The 15,991-nt window shown below is 62.6% G+C and carries 13 protein-coding genes and 1 other RNA gene; 5 read left to right on the plus strand and 9 right to left on the minus strand.

The window, feature by feature from the left end; translation table 11 throughout:
* Positions 1 to 2: 2 nt before the first annotated feature.
* Together AAFP29_RS19045 and glnA are read right to left on the minus strand one after the other, a co-directional pair.
* Positions 3 to 3,005 (minus strand): bifunctional [glutamine synthetase] adenylyltransferase/[glutamine synthetase]-adenylyl-L-tyrosine phosphorylase, encoded by a 3,003-nt coding sequence (locus AAFP29_RS19045; protein ID WP_419218982.1) that lies wholly within the window; start codon positions 3,003 to 3,005, stop codon positions 3 to 5.
* A 131-nt stretch (positions 3,006 to 3,136) separates the two neighbouring features.
* A complete protein-coding gene (gene glnA / locus AAFP29_RS19050) occupies positions 3,137 to 4,477 on the minus strand; it encodes a type I glutamate--ammonia ligase (protein WP_419218983.1) in 1,341 nt (446 codons plus the stop codon).
* A gap of 346 nt (positions 4,478 to 4,823) precedes the next feature.
* Here glnA and panB point away from each other — a divergent pair, with 346 nt between their 5' ends.
* Positions 4,824 to 5,693 (plus strand): 3-methyl-2-oxobutanoate hydroxymethyltransferase, encoded by an 870-nt coding sequence (gene panB, locus AAFP29_RS19055; protein WP_419218984.1) that lies wholly within the window; start codon positions 4,824 to 4,826, stop codon positions 5,691 to 5,693.
* Between the two features lie 12 nt (positions 5,694 to 5,705).
* Here panB and AAFP29_RS19060 read toward each other — a convergent pair whose 3' ends face one another.
* A complete protein-coding gene (locus tag AAFP29_RS19060) occupies positions 5,706 to 6,194 on the minus strand; it encodes a hypothetical protein (protein WP_419218985.1) in 489 nt (162 codons plus the stop codon).
* A gap of 90 nt (positions 6,195 to 6,284) precedes the next feature.
* Here AAFP29_RS19060 and pip point away from each other — a divergent pair, with 90 nt between their 5' ends.
* On the plus strand, positions 6,285 to 7,295 hold the full coding sequence (pip, locus tag AAFP29_RS19065; RefSeq protein WP_419219406.1) for a prolyl aminopeptidase: 1,011 nt from the start codon (positions 6,285 to 6,287) through the stop codon (positions 7,293 to 7,295).
* An 80-nt stretch (positions 7,296 to 7,375) separates the two neighbouring features.
* On the plus strand, positions 7,376 to 8,896 hold the full coding sequence (locus AAFP29_RS19070) for a CHAD domain-containing protein (RefSeq protein ID WP_419218986.1): 1,521 nt from the start codon (positions 7,376 to 7,378) through the stop codon (positions 8,894 to 8,896).
* Positions 8,897 to 8,929: 33 nt separating this feature from the next.
* On the opposite strand, the gene AAFP29_RS19075 is transcribed toward AAFP29_RS19070, so the two are convergent.
* The 6 genes from AAFP29_RS19075 to cobC form a co-directional block, all read right to left on the minus strand.
* Entirely contained in the window at positions 8,930 to 10,339 is a 1,410-nt protein-coding gene (locus tag AAFP29_RS19075) for an RNB domain-containing ribonuclease (RefSeq protein ID WP_419218987.1), read from the minus strand.
* A gap of 304 nt (positions 10,340 to 10,643) precedes the next feature.
* An RNA gene (gene rnpB / locus AAFP29_RS19080) (RNase P RNA component class A) lies at positions 10,644 to 11,056 on the minus strand.
* A gap of 27 nt (positions 11,057 to 11,083) precedes the next feature.
* Positions 11,084 to 11,737, minus strand: coding sequence for a histidine phosphatase family protein (locus AAFP29_RS19085; protein WP_419218988.1), 654 nt, complete (start codon positions 11,735 to 11,737; stop codon positions 11,084 to 11,086).
* Entirely contained in the window at positions 11,734 to 12,477 is a 744-nt protein-coding gene (locus AAFP29_RS19090; RefSeq protein ID WP_419218989.1) for a zinc ribbon domain-containing protein, read from the minus strand. Before AAFP29_RS19090 ends, AAFP29_RS19085 begins: the two co-directional genes overlap by 4 nt.
* 44 nt (positions 12,478 to 12,521) lie before the next feature.
* Entirely contained in the window at positions 12,522 to 13,661 is a 1,140-nt protein-coding gene (locus AAFP29_RS19095; RefSeq protein WP_419218990.1) for a Nif3-like dinuclear metal center hexameric protein, read from the minus strand.
* Positions 13,658 to 14,752, minus strand: a complete 1,095-nt coding sequence (cobC, locus tag AAFP29_RS19100; protein WP_419218991.1) for an Rv2231c family pyridoxal phosphate-dependent protein CobC — start codon at positions 14,750 to 14,752, stop codon at positions 13,658 to 13,660. Before cobC ends, AAFP29_RS19095 begins: the two co-directional genes overlap by 4 nt.
* 31 nt (positions 14,753 to 14,783) lie before the next feature.
* Here cobC and AAFP29_RS19105 point away from each other — a divergent pair, with 31 nt between their 5' ends.
* Both AAFP29_RS19105 and AAFP29_RS19110 read left to right on the plus strand, forming a co-directional pair.
* Positions 14,784 to 15,476, plus strand: a complete 693-nt coding sequence (locus AAFP29_RS19105; RefSeq protein ID WP_419218992.1) for an HAD hydrolase-like protein — start codon at positions 14,784 to 14,786, stop codon at positions 15,474 to 15,476.
* Positions 15,469 to 15,963 (plus strand): low molecular weight protein-tyrosine-phosphatase, encoded by a 495-nt coding sequence (locus AAFP29_RS19110; protein ID WP_419218993.1) that lies wholly within the window; start codon positions 15,469 to 15,471, stop codon positions 15,961 to 15,963. The genes AAFP29_RS19105 and AAFP29_RS19110 overlap by 8 nt, the downstream gene beginning before the upstream one ends.
* Positions 15,964 to 15,991: the final 28 nt, after the last annotated feature.

Here is a 15,991-nt window from a genome sequence, read left to right on the forward strand (position 1 = left end):
AACTACGCCCCGAATACTTTGGTGACGACAGCTTTGGCGCGTCGGGTGACACGTAGATAATTCTCCAAGAACTCCGCAGCCTCGTCGTCGGGCCAACCCGCAGCATACGCGACTGGACGCAGCGCACCACCCGGTCCGGGTAATTCGTCAATCGGCTTGCCGCGCACCAGAACCAACGCATTGCGTGCCTGAGTCGCGGTCAGCCAAGCGTCCTTGAGAAGGGTCACGTCATCGAGGGCGAGAAGCCCCTCATCGGCTATCGCATCGAGCGACTGCAGCGTCGAAGTGTTATGCAACGACTGATACTCGTGCGCGTGACGCAATTGCATCAGCTGGACGGTCCATTCAACGTCGGCCAGCCCGCCGCGTCCGAGTTTGGTATGTAACGCGGGATCAGCACCGCGCGGCAGTCGTTCGGCGTCGACACGCGCCTTGATCCGCCGAATCTCCTTCACGGCGTCGTTGGACACGCCGCCCTTCGGATACCGGATACGGTCGGCCATCAGCAAAAATTCGATGCCGAGATCGTTGTCACCCGCTACCTGATGCGCGCGCAACAACGCCTGAATCTCCCACGGTTGCGCCCACTGGTCGTAATAGGCCGCATAGGCCGCCAGCGTGCGCACCACGGGTCCGTTGCGGCCCTCCGGGCGCAGGCCGGTGTCGACTTCCAGCGGCGGATCCGCACTGGGTGAACCCAACATGGTCCGTACCCGCTCGGCTATGACCTGAGACCATTTGACTGCGTCGGCCTCGTCCGCGCCCTCGATCGGGTCGCAGACGAAGAGCACATCGGCGTCAGATCCGTACCCAAGTTCACCGCCACCGAGCCGACCCATCCCGATGACCGCGATACGTGCCGGGGCCGCAGTGCCGCGTTCCCGCTCGGATTCGGAAATAACAACGGTGAGTGCGGCATTCAGTACCGCGGCCCACACACTGGACAGTGCCGCACACACCTGCGGAACGTCGAGCATGCCGAGCACATCCGCCGACGATATTCGAGCCAGCTCGGCGCGACGATGCGAACGGGCAACGGCCACAGCCTGTTTAAGATCTTGTCTGCGGATAGTCGATGCCACGAGTCCGCTCGCGACGTCGTTGATATCGACGGCGGTCAACTTCGGCCCATCCGAGCCATCGGAGTACAACTGGATCGCCTCGGGAGACCGCATCAGCAATTCGGCAATATAGGCCGACGTACCAAGTACTTTCATCAGCCGCTCGGCCACGACGCCGTCATCGCGCAGCAGGCGCAGGAACCATTCGGCACCGACCAGTTCGTCGCAAAGTCGCCGATAGTTGAGGAGCCCGGCATCCGGATCCGGCGTACGTCCAATCCATTCGAGCAACGACGGCAATATCAGCAATTGGATTTGACCACGACGTCCTGGCGCACTCGCCAACGCGCGAATATGACTCAGCGCCCGTTGCGGTTGCCCGTACCCGAGCGCGGATAGGCGTCGTTCGGCTGACGCGTCGGACAGGGTGAGCTCGTCTGCGTTGAACCGCGTCACCGCCTCCAGCAGCGGCCGATAGAACAGTTTCTCGTGTAGGCGTCGCACGCGGAGTGCGTGGCGCCTGATCTCAGCTAGTAGCGCGCCCTGCGCGTCCAATTCGCCGTCAAGCCGGATATGCGCCGCACGGGCGAGCCACCTCATCCCGACTTCGTCGTCGAACGCGGGCAGCAAGTGCGTACGGGACATTCGTTGCAATTGCAGCCGATGCTCGAGGAGTCGCAGGAATTGGTACGAGGCGGACAGGTTCGCGCCGTCATCCCGCCCGACGTAGCCACCCGCGGTCAGCGCCGCCAACGCATCGACGGTCGGCAACACTCGTAGTGACTCGTCGACGCGCCCGTGCACCATCTGCAGCAACTGCACGGCGAATTCGACGTCACGTAGCCCACCGCTGCCCAGTTTGAGATTGCGTTCCTTAAGACTGTCCGGCACAAGGGATTCCACCCTGCGACGCATCGCTTGCACCTCGGGTACGAAATCGTCGCGCTCGGCGGCGGTCCACACCATTGGATTGACGGCGTCGATATAGTCCCGCGCCAACTCGAGGTCGCCCGTCATCGGCCGCGCCTTGAGCAACGCCTGAAATTCCCAGGTCTTGGCCCACCGCTTGTAATACGCGATATGCGATTCCAGGGTCCGCGTCAACGCACCGGCCTTGCCTTCGGGTCGCAGCGCCGCATCGACTTCGAAGAATGCCAACGAACCGATCCGCATCATCTCACCAGCGATACGGGACGACGTCGAGTCGGCCGGCTCAGCGACGAACACCACATCGACGTCGGATACGTAATTGAGTTCGCTCGCACCACATTTGCCCATCGCGATGACGGCCAGACGGGTGGTCAGCGGATCCTCGCCACACACCGTTGCGATAGCGACCGACAGCGCAGCGGTCAATGCGGCGTCGGCGAGATCGGCCAGGTAGGCACCAACCTCATGCAGTCGCAACACCGGCTCATCCTCGACGGTCGCCGCCAGATCGTGAGCGGCCAACTGCAACACCAGGTTCCGGTATGCCAGGCGCAACTTTCCCACGGCACCGGGGCCGGTTTCACTGGCGCGATACACCAGATTCTCAGTATCGGAAGAATCCGGTTCCGGCTGTGCACCAACCGATTCCAGCATCGATGAGTAGACGGCATCAAGGCTGGGGAGCACATCGTCGAGTAAGAGTCGCCACGCACTTGGTTCGGCTATCAGATGATCGCCAAGCGCGTCGGATGCACCGAGGACCGCGAGCAGCCGACCCCGAAAGTGTTTGTTGGAACGGACAAGCGTGTCGATCTCGGGCCAGCCCTCCCCGAGCGCGGACTGCAACCGGACTAGTGCACGCAGGGCGAGGTCTGCGTCGGGGGCACGCGAGAGCGACCAGAGCAAGTCGATTGATGCTTCGTCGGTCCACCCCAGGGCATCGAGATTCTCACGAGCGGTAGCGTCGAGCAGTCCGAGACGTCCGGCACTAGGCACACCCGAGCGTGGCCTCACCACGTGCTCCGACGCAGGTTGGCACCAGACAAGACTGTGGACGCGGTCACAACAGCATTTTTACCGTGTGGCGTATTAGCCGAACCTTCGGGGCACCCGAACGGACAAAACAGAGGTGTCGGCCGTGCGGCCTACAACGGGAGGTAACTCTTCAGTTCGAAGGGGGTGACCAGGCTGCGGTAGTTAGTCCACTCGGCCCACTTGTTTCGCAGGAAGTAGTCGAAGACGTGCTCGCCCAGTGCCTCGGCGACCAGCTCCGAATTCTCCATTTCCCGCAACGCCTCGGCCAGACTGCCGGGCAATTCGCGATACCCCATCGCCCGACGTTCTGCGGGCGTCAACGCCCAGACATCATCCTCGGCCTCGTCAGGGAGCTCGTAGTCATCGGTGATGCCTTTGAGTCCGGCGGCCAACATCACCGCGAAGGTCAGATACGGATTGCAGGCGGAGTCGGGACTGCGGACCTCGATACGCCTCGATGACGCCTTATTCGGCGTGTACAGCGGCAGTCGAACCAGCGCGGAACGGTTGGCGCCGCCCCAGGTGGCGGCAGTAGGCGCCTCGCCGCCGTGGATCAGGCGCTTGTAACTGTTGACCCACTGGTTGGTGACCGCACTGATTTCGCTCGCGTGATGCAGGATGCCGGCGATGAACTTCTTTCCGGTCGCTGACAGTTGCATCGGATCGTCGGGGTTGTGGAAGGCGTTGGTGTCACCTTCGAACAGACTCAAATGCGTGTGCATCGCCGAACCGGGATGTTCGCTGAACGGCTTGGGCATGAAGGTCGCCCACACACCTTCACCGATCGCGACCTGCTTGACCACATATCGGAAGGTCATCACGTTATCGGCCATGGAGAGCGCGTCGGCATACCGCAGATCGATCTCCTGCTGACCGGGCGCGCCTTCGTGATGGCTGAATTCGACGGAGATGCCCATCGACTCCAATGCGTCAATGGCATGTCGGCGGAAGTTCGGTGCCGAATCGTGGACCGACTGGTCGAAGTAACCACCGGAATCGGCTGGTGTCGGCACGGTGCCGTCCAGCGGCGCGTCCTTGAGCAGGAAGAATTCGATTTCAGGATGGACGTAGCAGCTAAATCCCTGGTCAGCGGCCTTGTTCAGTTGACGTCGCAGCACATGGCGGGAGTCGGCCCAGCTCGGAGTCCCGTCGGGCATCGCGATGTCACAGAACATCCGGGCGGAATGATGACGTCCGGCCGACGTCGTCCACGGGAGGACCTGAAATGTCGACGGGTCTGGCTTGGCAACGGTGTCGGCTTCGGAGACTCGCGAGAAGCCCTCGATGGCCGAGCCGTCGAAGCCAATGCCTTCGCTGAATGCCCCTTCAAGTTCGGCTGGCGCGATCGCCACCGATTTCAGGTATCCGAGGACATCGGTGAACCATAATCTTACGAATCGGATGTCGCGCTCTTCGAGGGTCCGGAGCACGAATTCCTTTTGGCGATCCATGACCGATGACCATAGGAGCAGCCTGTTAAATCCGTGTTACAACGACGAGTCGATCGCAATACCCTGCGGGTTTGCTGACTGAATCCCACCAGTTGGGACAGAGTCGAGCTTTCCATCCGCCGATGTAAAGTCCCAACCGGCCCATTCGCCGGAGGAATACTCGCCACGGACCCGCTCCGTTCACGGGGACCGATTCTGCGTAGTCACCACCCAGCCCGACCGCATGTGACCAAATGCACACGTCATGGGCATTCACGGACTCCGTGACCAGGGGCAGAATACTTGGTGTCCAGCCCCAAGCCCGGGTACCTGCTCCGCAGGACTCGAGGAATGAAAAGAGACAATCATGTCGGAAACCCGTGTATCCGAAGCTGCCGAGACCAATGTCTACGGAGCGAAGCCCGACTCCCCCGCCAAGCCGCGCCGCGCAACACGAATCCATCACCTCGCCCAGATGAAATCTGAAGGCGAGAAGTGGGCCATGCTCACCGCGTACGACTACTCATCGGCCGCGATTTTCGACGAAGCGGAGATCCCCGTCCTGCTGGTCGGCGACTCGGCTGCGAATGTCGTCTACGGCTACGACACCACCATTCCAGTCAGCGTCGATGAGCTCATACCGCTGGTTCGCGCGGTGGTTCGCGGTGCGCCGCACGCGCTTGTCGTCGCCGATCTGCCCTTCGGCAGTTACGAAGCCGGCCCCCAGCAAGCATTCGAGACCGCTGTCCGTTTCTTCAAGGAGGGCGGCGCGCATGCGGTGAAGCTCGAAGGTGGCGAGCGTGTCGCTGATCAGATCGCCACACTCTCCGCTGCGGGGATTCCAGTGATGGCCCATCTCGGCTTCACTCCCCAGAGCGTCAATGGTCTCGGCGGATTCCGCGTCCAGGGCCGCGGCGATGCCGCTGATCAGCTCATCGCCGACGCGATCGCCGTGCAGGAAGCTGGCGCCTTCGCTGTCGTCATGGAGATGGTGCCAGCCGACATCGCCGGTCAGATCACCCGCAAGCTGACCATCCCGACCATCGGCATCGGCGCCGGCCACGAGACCGACGCACAGGTTCTCGTTTGGCAGGACATGGCTGGCCTCACTCACGGCAAGACCGCCAAGTTTGTCAAGCGGTTCGGCAATGTCGGCGGCGAATTACGCAGCGCAGCAACGCAATACGCCGACGAAGTGCGACGCGGTGTATTCCCCGCGCCCGAACACAGCTACTGAACTGCCCTTAACCTAGCGGCGCTGCGAACGGACCAGCGCGTCATTGATCGTCGGATCGCCGAGTCCGGCGAGCCACTGACGTAAGCCAGGATCAAGCGCTGGATTCGCCGCGACGAACGGGCGCAGGGGCGGCACATGGTTGACCATGTGAGCCAGCGTCGCGGGCGGTGTCGCAGGATTGCGCGCGGTGTCGACATCTATCGGCGACACACCGGGCGGGATAGTCGGCTGCGCGTGCTGGCCGTACAGCTGCGGCTGCTGTTGATACGGGTTCGGCTGGTATGGGTTCGGTTGCGGACCCGGTTGATATGGGTTCGGTTGCGGACCCGGTTGATGCGGATTTTGGGGTCCACGGTTGGAGCTCTGGGCGACCAGCCACTTGATACCCCAGATGATCAGGAGTATCACCAGGAAACCCAGCAGCGCGGCGGGGCTCATGAACATGAACCCGCGCGCGCTCACCTCAACCGATTCCGCTGCCACACTTTCGAGATTCGCCATCTCGTCTCGCCCCTTCGTCGTGCAGCCGATTCGACCGCCTCGGCGCAGCATTAACCACCGGACCGAGTAACGTCCGTAAACGTGGCCTACGTGCGTGAATTATATCCAGCGATCGAACCATATAACTCAGGACACCTCAACGTCGGTGACGGTCAACTGATCTACTGGGAATGCTCCGGTAATCCCGACGGAAAGCCCGCGGTTTTTGTCCACGGCGGTCCAGGTGGCGGAACCAGCGGAGAACAACGACGATTCTTCGATCCCGAGCGCTACCGGATTGTGTTGTTCGACCAACGCGGCTGCGGCCAATCGCGGCCGCATATCCAAGACGGCGCTGATCTCTCGATCAATACAACCGACCACCTCATCGCCGATATGGAAACGCTGCGCGAATATCTCCAGATCGACCGCTGGTTGGTATTTGGCGGTTCCTGGGGTTCGACGCTCGGATTGGCCTATGCGCAAACACATCCGACCAGGGTCACCGAACTTGTCTTACGCGGCATCTTCCTGCTGCGCCGCGACGAGATCGACTGGTACTACAACGGCGGCGCCGCGCATCTGTACCCGGACGAGTGGGAGCACTATCTCGCGCCGATTCCCGCCGCCGAACTCGACGGCGACCTCGTTGACGCCTACCATCGACTGTTGACCTCAGACGACCCCGACATCGCAGTCGCCGCGGCCCGCGCGTGGACCGGATGGGAACAGGCCACCAGCTATCTGATCCCCAAATCGCTTGTGCCCGAACACAGTCCCGAGCCGGCGGATCCTCGTTTCGACCTGGCTTTCGCCTCGATCGAGAACCACTACTTCGTCAACAACGGCTTCTTACGCGAAGCCCAACTGCTGGAGAACATTTCGTCGATCGCACATATCCCGGCAGTGATCGTGCACGGTCGCTACGACGTAGTCTGCCCGGTCGCCAACGCGTGGGATTTGTACCGCGCCTGGACCGCTGCCTGCACCGATGGGCAGCCCGGACCGCAATTGCAGATCGTCCCCGACGCCGGCCACGCGTCCTTCGAGCCGGGGATCCGCAGTGCCCTTATTGACGCCACCGACGTGTTTGCCGCCGGAAATGGGAGCGCCGCAGACTAGACTGCGAACACGCGAACAACCTCCGGCGGCGCGCCGGTGATATCCCGATCGGCGTGAGCGGGAGAAGGGTGAGGTTATCTGTGGCCGCAACCGAGCAGGTCGAGATCGAGTTGAAATTCGACGTTTCGGCAAATCACCCGGCACCGGATTTCGCCGGCATCGACGGCGTCGCGCAGGTGCGCACTCCCGAGACCGTCGCGCTCTACGCCACCTACTTCGACACCGAAAGCCTGGACCTCGCCAGCAATCGAATGACGTTGCGACGCAGGGTCGGCGGCGACGATGAGGGTTGGCATCTCAAACAACCCGCTCTGACAAACTTCGGGTCGGTCACTACGCGCCGCGAGATCCAGGTGAGTTTCGACGATGCTCCGATGGAAGCCGACGCCCCCGACGAACTGCTACGCCCGGTATTGGCTATCACGCGTCGACGAGGCCTCATACCGGTGGCTGCGATCTCAACGTCGCGCACAGCGACAGAACTCGTCGACGACGCCGGACGCATCGTGGCCGTGTTCTGCGACGACTTGGTCACCGCACAATCCCTGCTCCCCGACGGCCAGTCACAATCATGGTCGGAATGGGAGTTCGAACTCGTCAACGGCACCGGCAGCCCCAAAGGGGACCGCAAGTTACTCAAGCAGATTCGTAAGCTGCTGCTCGATGCCGGCGCGCAAGTGTCGTCGAGTCAATCCAAATTGGCGCGGGCCATCGGTTCAACGCCATTCGTCGGGCAGCCACATCTCGGCAAGAACCCCACCGCACTGGAATTGGTGGTCACCGATATCGCGGTACACCGCAACGCACTGGTCGCGATGGACCCACTGGTACGCATCGACGCCTACGACGCGGTTCACCAAATGCGGGTTGCCACCCGAAAGTTACGCAGCGTGCTATCGAGTTTCCCGACCGTGCTCGACGAGTTGGGCACTGCGCACCTAAACACCGAATTACGTTTGCTCGCACAGATTTTGGGCACGGCGCGAGATTCCGAGGTTCAACTGGCACTCGCAACCGAATTACTCTCCGGTGAGGACGCCTCCGATCAGTTACGAGCCGCCCTGGTCGACGCGGAGAACGAAGCGCACGACAAAGCTTTGATCGTCGCACACTCGGCGATGAACTCGAGCCGATATTTCGCACTCTTGGATTCGATCGACCAGCTCATCGCCGCCCCGCCGGAAGGGGTCAACGCCGACGCATCGGCGCGCAAGGTCGTCGAAGACGCGTTGCGCAAAGTGCGCAAGAAGATACGCGACGAGCAAGATGAGCTATCACGGTTACCCGAGCGGTCGCACGAGTGGGAAGAGCATCTACACACCATCCGCAAACGAGCCAAGAAACTGCGGTATACCGCCGAAGCAGCAGAACCGTTGGGCCGCAAGGAGTTTCAAATGGCCGCCCGGGCCGCGAAGAAGGTGCAGGCCGCGCTGGGTGACTACAACGATTCGCGAATCAACCGAGCGCGCCTGGCACAGATCGCGGCCAACGCCCAGTTAAGCGGGACCGACATGTTCACCTTGGGTCGTATCGACGCTCGCGAGCAAGCAAACGGAGAGCGTGCGCTGCAACAATATTGGAAGGCCGCAAGCGAACTGTAGGAATTCGCCCGTCACGGATGCACCGCCTTCTGCCTAGACGGGCTCGAATTCCACTTTACGCGCCGTCGGGTCCGCCAATACGAGTCTGACCCGAAGCTGTTGCGCTGGAATCAAATCGCCGGTACACGACGCAATGACCGCACGATCGGCCAAGTAGATTTGTGCCGGACGCTGTTCCTTAGGCGCCTGGGTAACTACGGCGTCGAACTCGTTGCCCACTTCGTCGGCGAGCACGACTGCCTCGGCCAAGTCGACGGAGAGACGATCGGCCTTGGAACCCAACGCGTCGGCCGATCGCAACAATTTCGGCAACGTCGGCAATGCCGTCCGTACCCAGTCCGGAATCTCGACGCCGGCCGTAACCGACAAACATACTTCGGTAGCAAAGCGGTCGCCGAGGCGTCGCAGCGGAGCTGTCACGTGGGCGTACGCTCCCCCAACGCCCGCATGCTCGGTCGTCGTCGGCGTCGAATCAGCTGGCAGCGCAAGGTAATCCGAGCCGCGTAGCAATCCACTCGCGCCGGCCATCATCGCCAATGTCGTCGCTCGCTGCGACGGCAAGCTGGCCAAGAACCTCCCCGCGGTCTGATCGCTCGGCCAATCCAGCCGCAACGCCGCCGCGAGTGCGCGCACCTTCGCGACCGAATCGTCGCCGGCAGGCGGCACCGTACGAAGTAGCCCGACACCGGCATCGCGCATGATCGTTCCCGCACACATACCCGTCAACAAGGACAGTTGCGCATTCCACAGATCCGAGTCAAAGCGCGGCGCGAGTCTCAGCGTCCATGCCCCCGACGTCGTGTCGCGCACAACCTCTTGTTCGGGCAGATCGAGGTCAATCGCGCCTCGTTCCTGACCGAACCGTCGTCGCAATTCGCCGAATTCGGGCAGCACGGCAATAGACGGATGCAAGCGGTGAGCCGCCGCGTCAGCGCTGACCCCCGCGTAGTTCAGCTTCGCGACCGAACGCACCCGAGCACGTCGCACCGCGACATCCCGGACAGCACCGTCGCGGCCGACGTGGATAGTCCAGAGCACTGCCGGTCGAACCTGTTCTGGCAGAAGCGAACCCGCACCCTCGGACAGTGCACGTGGATGCAGGGGGACCGAGCCATCAGGAAAGTAGAAAGTAGTGCCGCGGCGGCGACTCTCCTGATCCAACGCCCCCTCGGGCACCACCAGCGCGGCGACGTCGGCGATCGCATAGTTGACGACATACCCGTCAGCATCGGCGGCGAGGTGAACGGCCTGATCAAGATCCATCGAATCGGGCGGATCGATCGTCACGAACGGCAGCGTCGTGTGATCCTCGCGGGCATCGGCAAAGGCATCGACAATGTGTTCCGCCTCGTTCTGGGCTTGCGAGCCATAGTCTTCGCCGATGCCGAGTTCAGCTCGGATGGCGTCGAAATCGATATCGGGAGCCGATACTCTACGTTGCACCTTAACCACCCTACGGGGCGATTTCGACCTGGTCGTGCCGGGCCGTGGTCGAGTTGGATATTCGTCGTGCGAGGTCTCGATACACCACCTCGGCTAGCGCCTCGGCGGCACTCGACCAGCGGCTGTGGACGCGGCACGACCGCCGGTCGAGGGATACCGCCTGGCGGGTGAATGAGGCTACCGCGTGACCGCCGGTCGAGGGATACGCCCCAACCGCTGGTCGAGTGCCGGCGTGCGAGCTTGCGAGCCCGTCGGTGTATCGAGACCCCGCAACACAACGGCCCGACGGTCACACGACGGTGGGCGAACGAGTCAGCCTATAAGCCGGATCATGTCCCGGTCGGTGAGGACCGTGGGCGACCATCCATCTGGGCACACCGTCGCCGGGTACCTCAAGCGGTCCACCCGCAGGCTCGGGCGAGCAGCCCTCAAACACCTGCGCATCCGCACTTCCGGAAACCGGAGTGCGAACTTCGACCTTGCTCCGGGTGGGGTTTACCTAGCCGCTGCGGTCGCCCGCTGCGCTGGTGCGCTCTTACCGCACCGTTTCACCCTTACCGCGCCAGGCGCGGCGGTCTGTTCTCTGTGGCACTGTCCCGCGGGTCACCCCGGGTTGCCGTTAACAACCACCCTGCTCAGCGGAGTCCGGACTTTCCTCGACATTCGGCGTACGCATCACTGCGCCGTTCCGCTCGTCGCGGCCGCCCGGCCGACTCGTTCGCCTGTCCAGGATACTCGGCGCGGTCAGCGCAGGTGCGCGGTGTCGTTAACGCCGCGCACCACCGACCCACCGTCCGGGAAATATTCGGCAATCGACAGCGAAGCCAAGTCCAGATGCAGATGATACAGCAGTTCAGGTCCGACCCGGAGGGCATCTCGAAGCAACGTCTTGATCGGCGTGACGTGACTGACGACGAGCACGGTCTGTCCGGGATGTGCGTCGACGATATTCTGCCGCGCCGCGACGACGCGTTGCTCCACGTCGTCGAAGCTCTCTCCATCCGGTGGAGCAATCGCGGTGTCGCCCAACCATTCTCGATGTACCTGTGGATCCCGCTCGGCAGCTTCGGCGAATGTCAGCCCTTCCCATGCCCCGAAATCTGTCTCGATGATTTCGTCGTCGAGAGTGACTGGCAAACCGTGTTCGACGGCCACTGCCTGCGCCGTCGACCGTGTCCTCGCCAGTGGAGAGCTCACCACCGCGTCAATAGTCCACGTACCCAACCGCTTTGCTGTGGCCGCTGCCTGTTCGCGTCCAAGTTCGGTCAAATCGGGGTTTCCCCGGCCCGAATAGCGCCGATCGACCGACAGCGCGGTTTGCCCGTGCCGCAACAAGATCAGCCGCGTCGGTGCGCCGCGCTGGCCCTGCCAAGTGGGCTTCGACGCGCCTGCAGTCACTTCGGCAGACCCGACTCGGCGGTCCTGATCAACAGCGCGCCGCACTCCTCACAACGCAGAACTTCGTCGGCGTCGGCCCTCGCGATCGACGACATCGTTCCGCGATCAAGCTCCATTCTGCAAGCACCGCAACGTTGTTGGCGCAACAATCCTGCACCGACCTTGCCCCCGGCGCGCTGTCGCTCGTAGATCGCCACCAGTTCGTCGGGAGCATCCGCGAGAAACGTGTCACGACGATCCTGCGCGTCGGTCAACTTCCCGTCGACTGTGGCGCGCGCGGCGTCGCGGCGCACCTGGACATCCGCCCGCTCGGATTCGAGCTGCGCGACGGTGGCCGAAGCGCGTTCCTGCTCGGCAGTGGTGGCCTCCTGACGTTCCATCAGTTCGAGCAGGTCGTCTTCGAGGATGCTGCGGCGCCTGCGCAGTCCACCGACCTCGTGCTGCAATTCGGAGAGCTGCTTAGATGGCAGACCACCGGCTTCCAACAACTCGGAATCCTTCTTCTCCCGAGCGCTCATCCCACTGACTTCGGACTCGACGCGACGGTATTCGCGGTCGATATCTTCGGCGGCGATCTGTGCGCGCACCAGATCATCGCGGGCACCGTCGATCCGGGTGGTGAGTTCTGCGATTTCACCGTCTTCCGGGAGATGGAAGCCCTCGCGGGTGAGACGGGCGATCTGCGCATCGACGTCTGCGACCTCGAGCATGACCCGCTGGCGGTTCGCCTCAACTTTCATAACGCTCCCTATTCTGTTCTCACCACGTGCTGAACTCGACGAGTCTACCGCCCAAGTGCGGACACGGTGAACGGGTCGGTAGGAACGTCATAGACCGATGCCGCAACACCGGTGCCAGCCACGATGAACTCAGCCGCCTGCTCACACCACGGATACTCGGTGGCCCAGTGCCCAGCATCGATCAAAAGTGGCGGACCGATGCGAAGATGCTCGTCGACAACGTGATGCCTGAGGTCGCCGGTAACGTAGACATCGGCACCACAGGCCCGCGCCTGGCTAAGTAGCGAATCACCCGCTCCCCCACATACGGCGACTCGACGGATCGGCGTATCGGGATCGCCGGCGCCACGTATTCCGGCTCCTCCCGACGGAAGACGCTGCGCGACAAGGGAAACAAACTCGCGAAATGTCGTCGGCGCGGCCAAGTCACCCACTCTCCCCAGACCGACATCGTCGGGCAGGGATACTGATTCGAAGACGTCGAATGCTGGTTCCTCGTAGGGATGCGCGGCTCGCAGCGCAGCGAGCACGCTGGCCCGTATGCGCCGGTTCGCGACCACCTCGACACGCATTTCGGCGACGGCTTCTCGTCTTCCGATGCTGCCGATATGCGGCGTCGCACCGGGTCCCGGCTCGAATTGTCCGGTGCCAGCTACCGTCCACGAGCACGCCCGATAATTGCCGATCGCACCCGCCCCGACATCGAAGAGCGATTCGGCAACCTCGGTGGCATCGACTTCCGGGACCATCACCACCCATTTGTCGAGAGGTTCGGCAGGCAACGGCTGCAACGGTTTTCGGTCTATGACGCCCAGCGCTCGGGCGAGTGCGTCAGATACGCCCGGATTGGCACTATCGGCATTGGTATGCGCGCTGTAAAGCGCACAACCGCCCCGGATCAAGCGGTGAATGATCGCGCCCTTCGGAGTCGATGCGGCCACGGTATCAACCCCGCGCATCAGCAGCGGGTGATGCGCGACGATCAATTGCGTACCGGCGCCGAGCGCGGCGGTCACGACATCGTCGGTGACGTCAACGCAGACCAGGACTCGTTCAACGGAGTCATTCAGGTCACCGCACACCAGACCAACGGAGTCCCAGGACTCCGCCAGCCGCGGCGGATAGACATGCTCGAGTACTGCGACGACCTCACGCAGTGTCGTTGCGGCAGAGTGCTGCGTCATGGGTGCCCTTTCCAGGTAGCGGGAAGTATTTCGCCCAAAGCGCCAACCAGTGCCGCCACCTCGGCGTCAGGACGCACAGCCAGGCGTAGATAGTTAGGCCCCAACCCGACGAAATTCGCGCAGCTTCGCACTGCGAATCCCTTGTGCCGCAATCGCTCCTTGACCTCGAGGGCATTCGGCAGAGTAATGGTGACGAATGGCGCTGCCGGCACAGCGACGATATCGATTCCCGCGTTCGCCAACCTGGCACACATGTCGGCGCGCTGTTGCCGGACCGTAAGTGCCTGTGCCCGAGCGAATTCAAGACCTGGACGGTCCAGGCACGCACCGATAGCGGCCATCGCCAGAGAGCCCAGTGCCCAATGTCGACGTGCCCGGGTGAGTCGTGAAATCATTGCCGCCGACGCCAGCAGATAGCCGGCACGCAACCCGGCGAGCCCAAAAGTCTTGGTGATGCTACGGATCACGACGGTGTCGCCATCACGCTGCGCCGCAATTGATTCGGGTTCCATGATCAGCTGTCCGCGGTCGCCATAAGAACTGGTGAGGTCGGCGAAAGCCTCATCGACGACGAGAATCCGACCGGGTCGGCGCAACGCATTCACATCGGCCCGCGGATGCAGGACCGACGTCGGATTCGTGGGATTGCCGAGGATGACGAGATCGGCATCGTCGGGGACCGATGAACTGTCGATACGCCAATCAGGCGCGACGCACACCACCTCACTGCAGCGGACCCCCGCGGCCGCCAGGACTCGCTGCGGCTCGGTGAACGACGGCAGAATCAGAGCAGCGTGGCTTGGTTGGAGGTGGGTTAGCAACTCGAATCCTTCAGCGGCGCCGGCCAGTAGCAGGACTTCGTCAGCTGGACGCCCGTGTGCCGCACCGACGATCGTCCGTACCCGCATATCCTGCGCGGTCGAGGGATACGACGCCAACGATTCGATCTCGGCCATCAGCGCCGCGCGCACGAAATCCGGTGGTCCACCACGTACATTCACCGAAAAGTCAACGAGCCCGGGCTCGGCGTCTTCATCCCCATGCCGACCTGGCGCGAATAAATCCACGCCGGTGCTCTGGGCCGATTTCATACTGACCAACCTTACGGTGCACCATGGAGAAGTGAGTTCCGCGGCTATCGCCACCTACCCCGATCCGACAGCGACGTTGCTATTCGACCTGGATGGCACCGTGACCGACAGCGTCGAGGGCATTGTCACCAGCTTCCGGCATGCCTTGGAAACGGTTGATGTTGCGACGATCGGGGGCGACCTGGCGTCGACCATCGTCGGGCCGCCGCTGGTTGACACCTTCGCATCACTTGGCCTTGACCAGGCCACAACTGACCGGGCGCTCGCCGCGTACAAAGATCGTTACGGACGAATCGGCTGGCGCGAGAACGCCGTTTTCGACGGGATGGCGGAGCTACTCGCCGATCTGGCGTCGAGCGGCCGTCAGATGGCCATCGCGACCAGTAAGAACCAGGTTCTGGCGCAGCGGATCCTCGAATATTTCGGGCTGGCCGACAACTTCGTCTTCATCGCGGGCGCAAGCGACGACGGTTCGCGGCGCGCCAAAGCCGACGTGGTAGCGCACGCACTGACCGGAGTTGGCCTAGCGCCGGTAGAATACGAGGCTGGCGGTACGCCAAATGTGGTGATGATCGGTGATCGAATTCATGACATCGAGGGTGCCGCGAGATATGGGATCCCGGCAATCGCGGTCAGCTGGGGTTACGCTGCCGAAAACGAGGTCCATGACGCTGCCTGGACCGTAGACTCCGTCGACACATTGCGCGAGGTACTTGGTGTCTGAATCACTACACGTTTGTTTCGTATGCACCGGAAATATCTGCCGGTCACCCATGGGGCAGAACATTTTTCGCAAAGCCCTCGCCGACGCCGGATTGGCCCAGCAGGTCCGCGTCTCCAGCGCGGGTACTGGCGGCTGGCATGAGGGCGAACCAGCTGACAACCGCGCGCGAACGGAATTGCTCGCACACGGCTATTCAGACGCCCATATAGCGGCGCAGCTATCCCCGGAGCATTACGAAGCCGATCTGCTCGTCGCGATGGATCATGGGCATCTCAAGGACCTCGAACGCAAACGACTCGGCCACCGAGCACGGCTGCTGCTTAGTTTCACTCCGACTGCCGGTACAGACGCCGGACAGAACGAGGTCGCCGACCCGTATTACGGCACCCAGGATGATTTCGGGGCGACACGGGAACAGATCGAGGAGGCGATCCCCGGTCTCATCGCCTGGGTGCACGCCCAACTCGACGCCAAGGCGACGGGTTAAGTCCACGACTTTGCCCGTTCGGTACCGT

It is taken from the genome of Gordonia sp. CPCC 205333 (assembly GCF_048537885.1).
GTDB lineage: Bacteria > Actinomycetota > Actinomycetes > Mycobacteriales > Mycobacteriaceae > Gordonia.

Bases quoted from the DNA above. Each gene is read 5' to 3' on its own strand.
- AAFP29_RS19095 (WP_419218990.1), bottom strand. From the start codon at position 13,661: ATGACGCAGCACTCTGCCGCAACGACACTGCGTGAGGTCGTCGCAGTA.
- AAFP29_RS19060 (WP_419218985.1), bottom strand. From the start codon at position 6,194: ATGGCGAATCTCGAAAGTGTGGCAGCGGAATCGGTTGAGGTGAGCGCG.
- panB (WP_419218984.1), top strand. From the start codon at position 4,824: ATGTCGGAAACCCGTGTATCCGAAGCTGCCGAGACCAATGTCTACGGA.
- AAFP29_RS19090 (WP_419218989.1), bottom strand. From the start codon at position 12,477: ATGAAAGTTGAGGCGAACCGCCAGCGGGTCATGCTCGAGGTCGCAGAC.
- cobC (WP_419218991.1), bottom strand. From the start codon at position 14,752: ATGAAATCGGCCCAGAGCACCGGCGTGGATTTATTCGCGCCAGGTCGG.
- glnA (WP_419218983.1), bottom strand. From the start codon at position 4,477: ATGGATCGCCAAAAGGAATTCGTGCTCCGGACCCTCGAAGAGCGCGAC.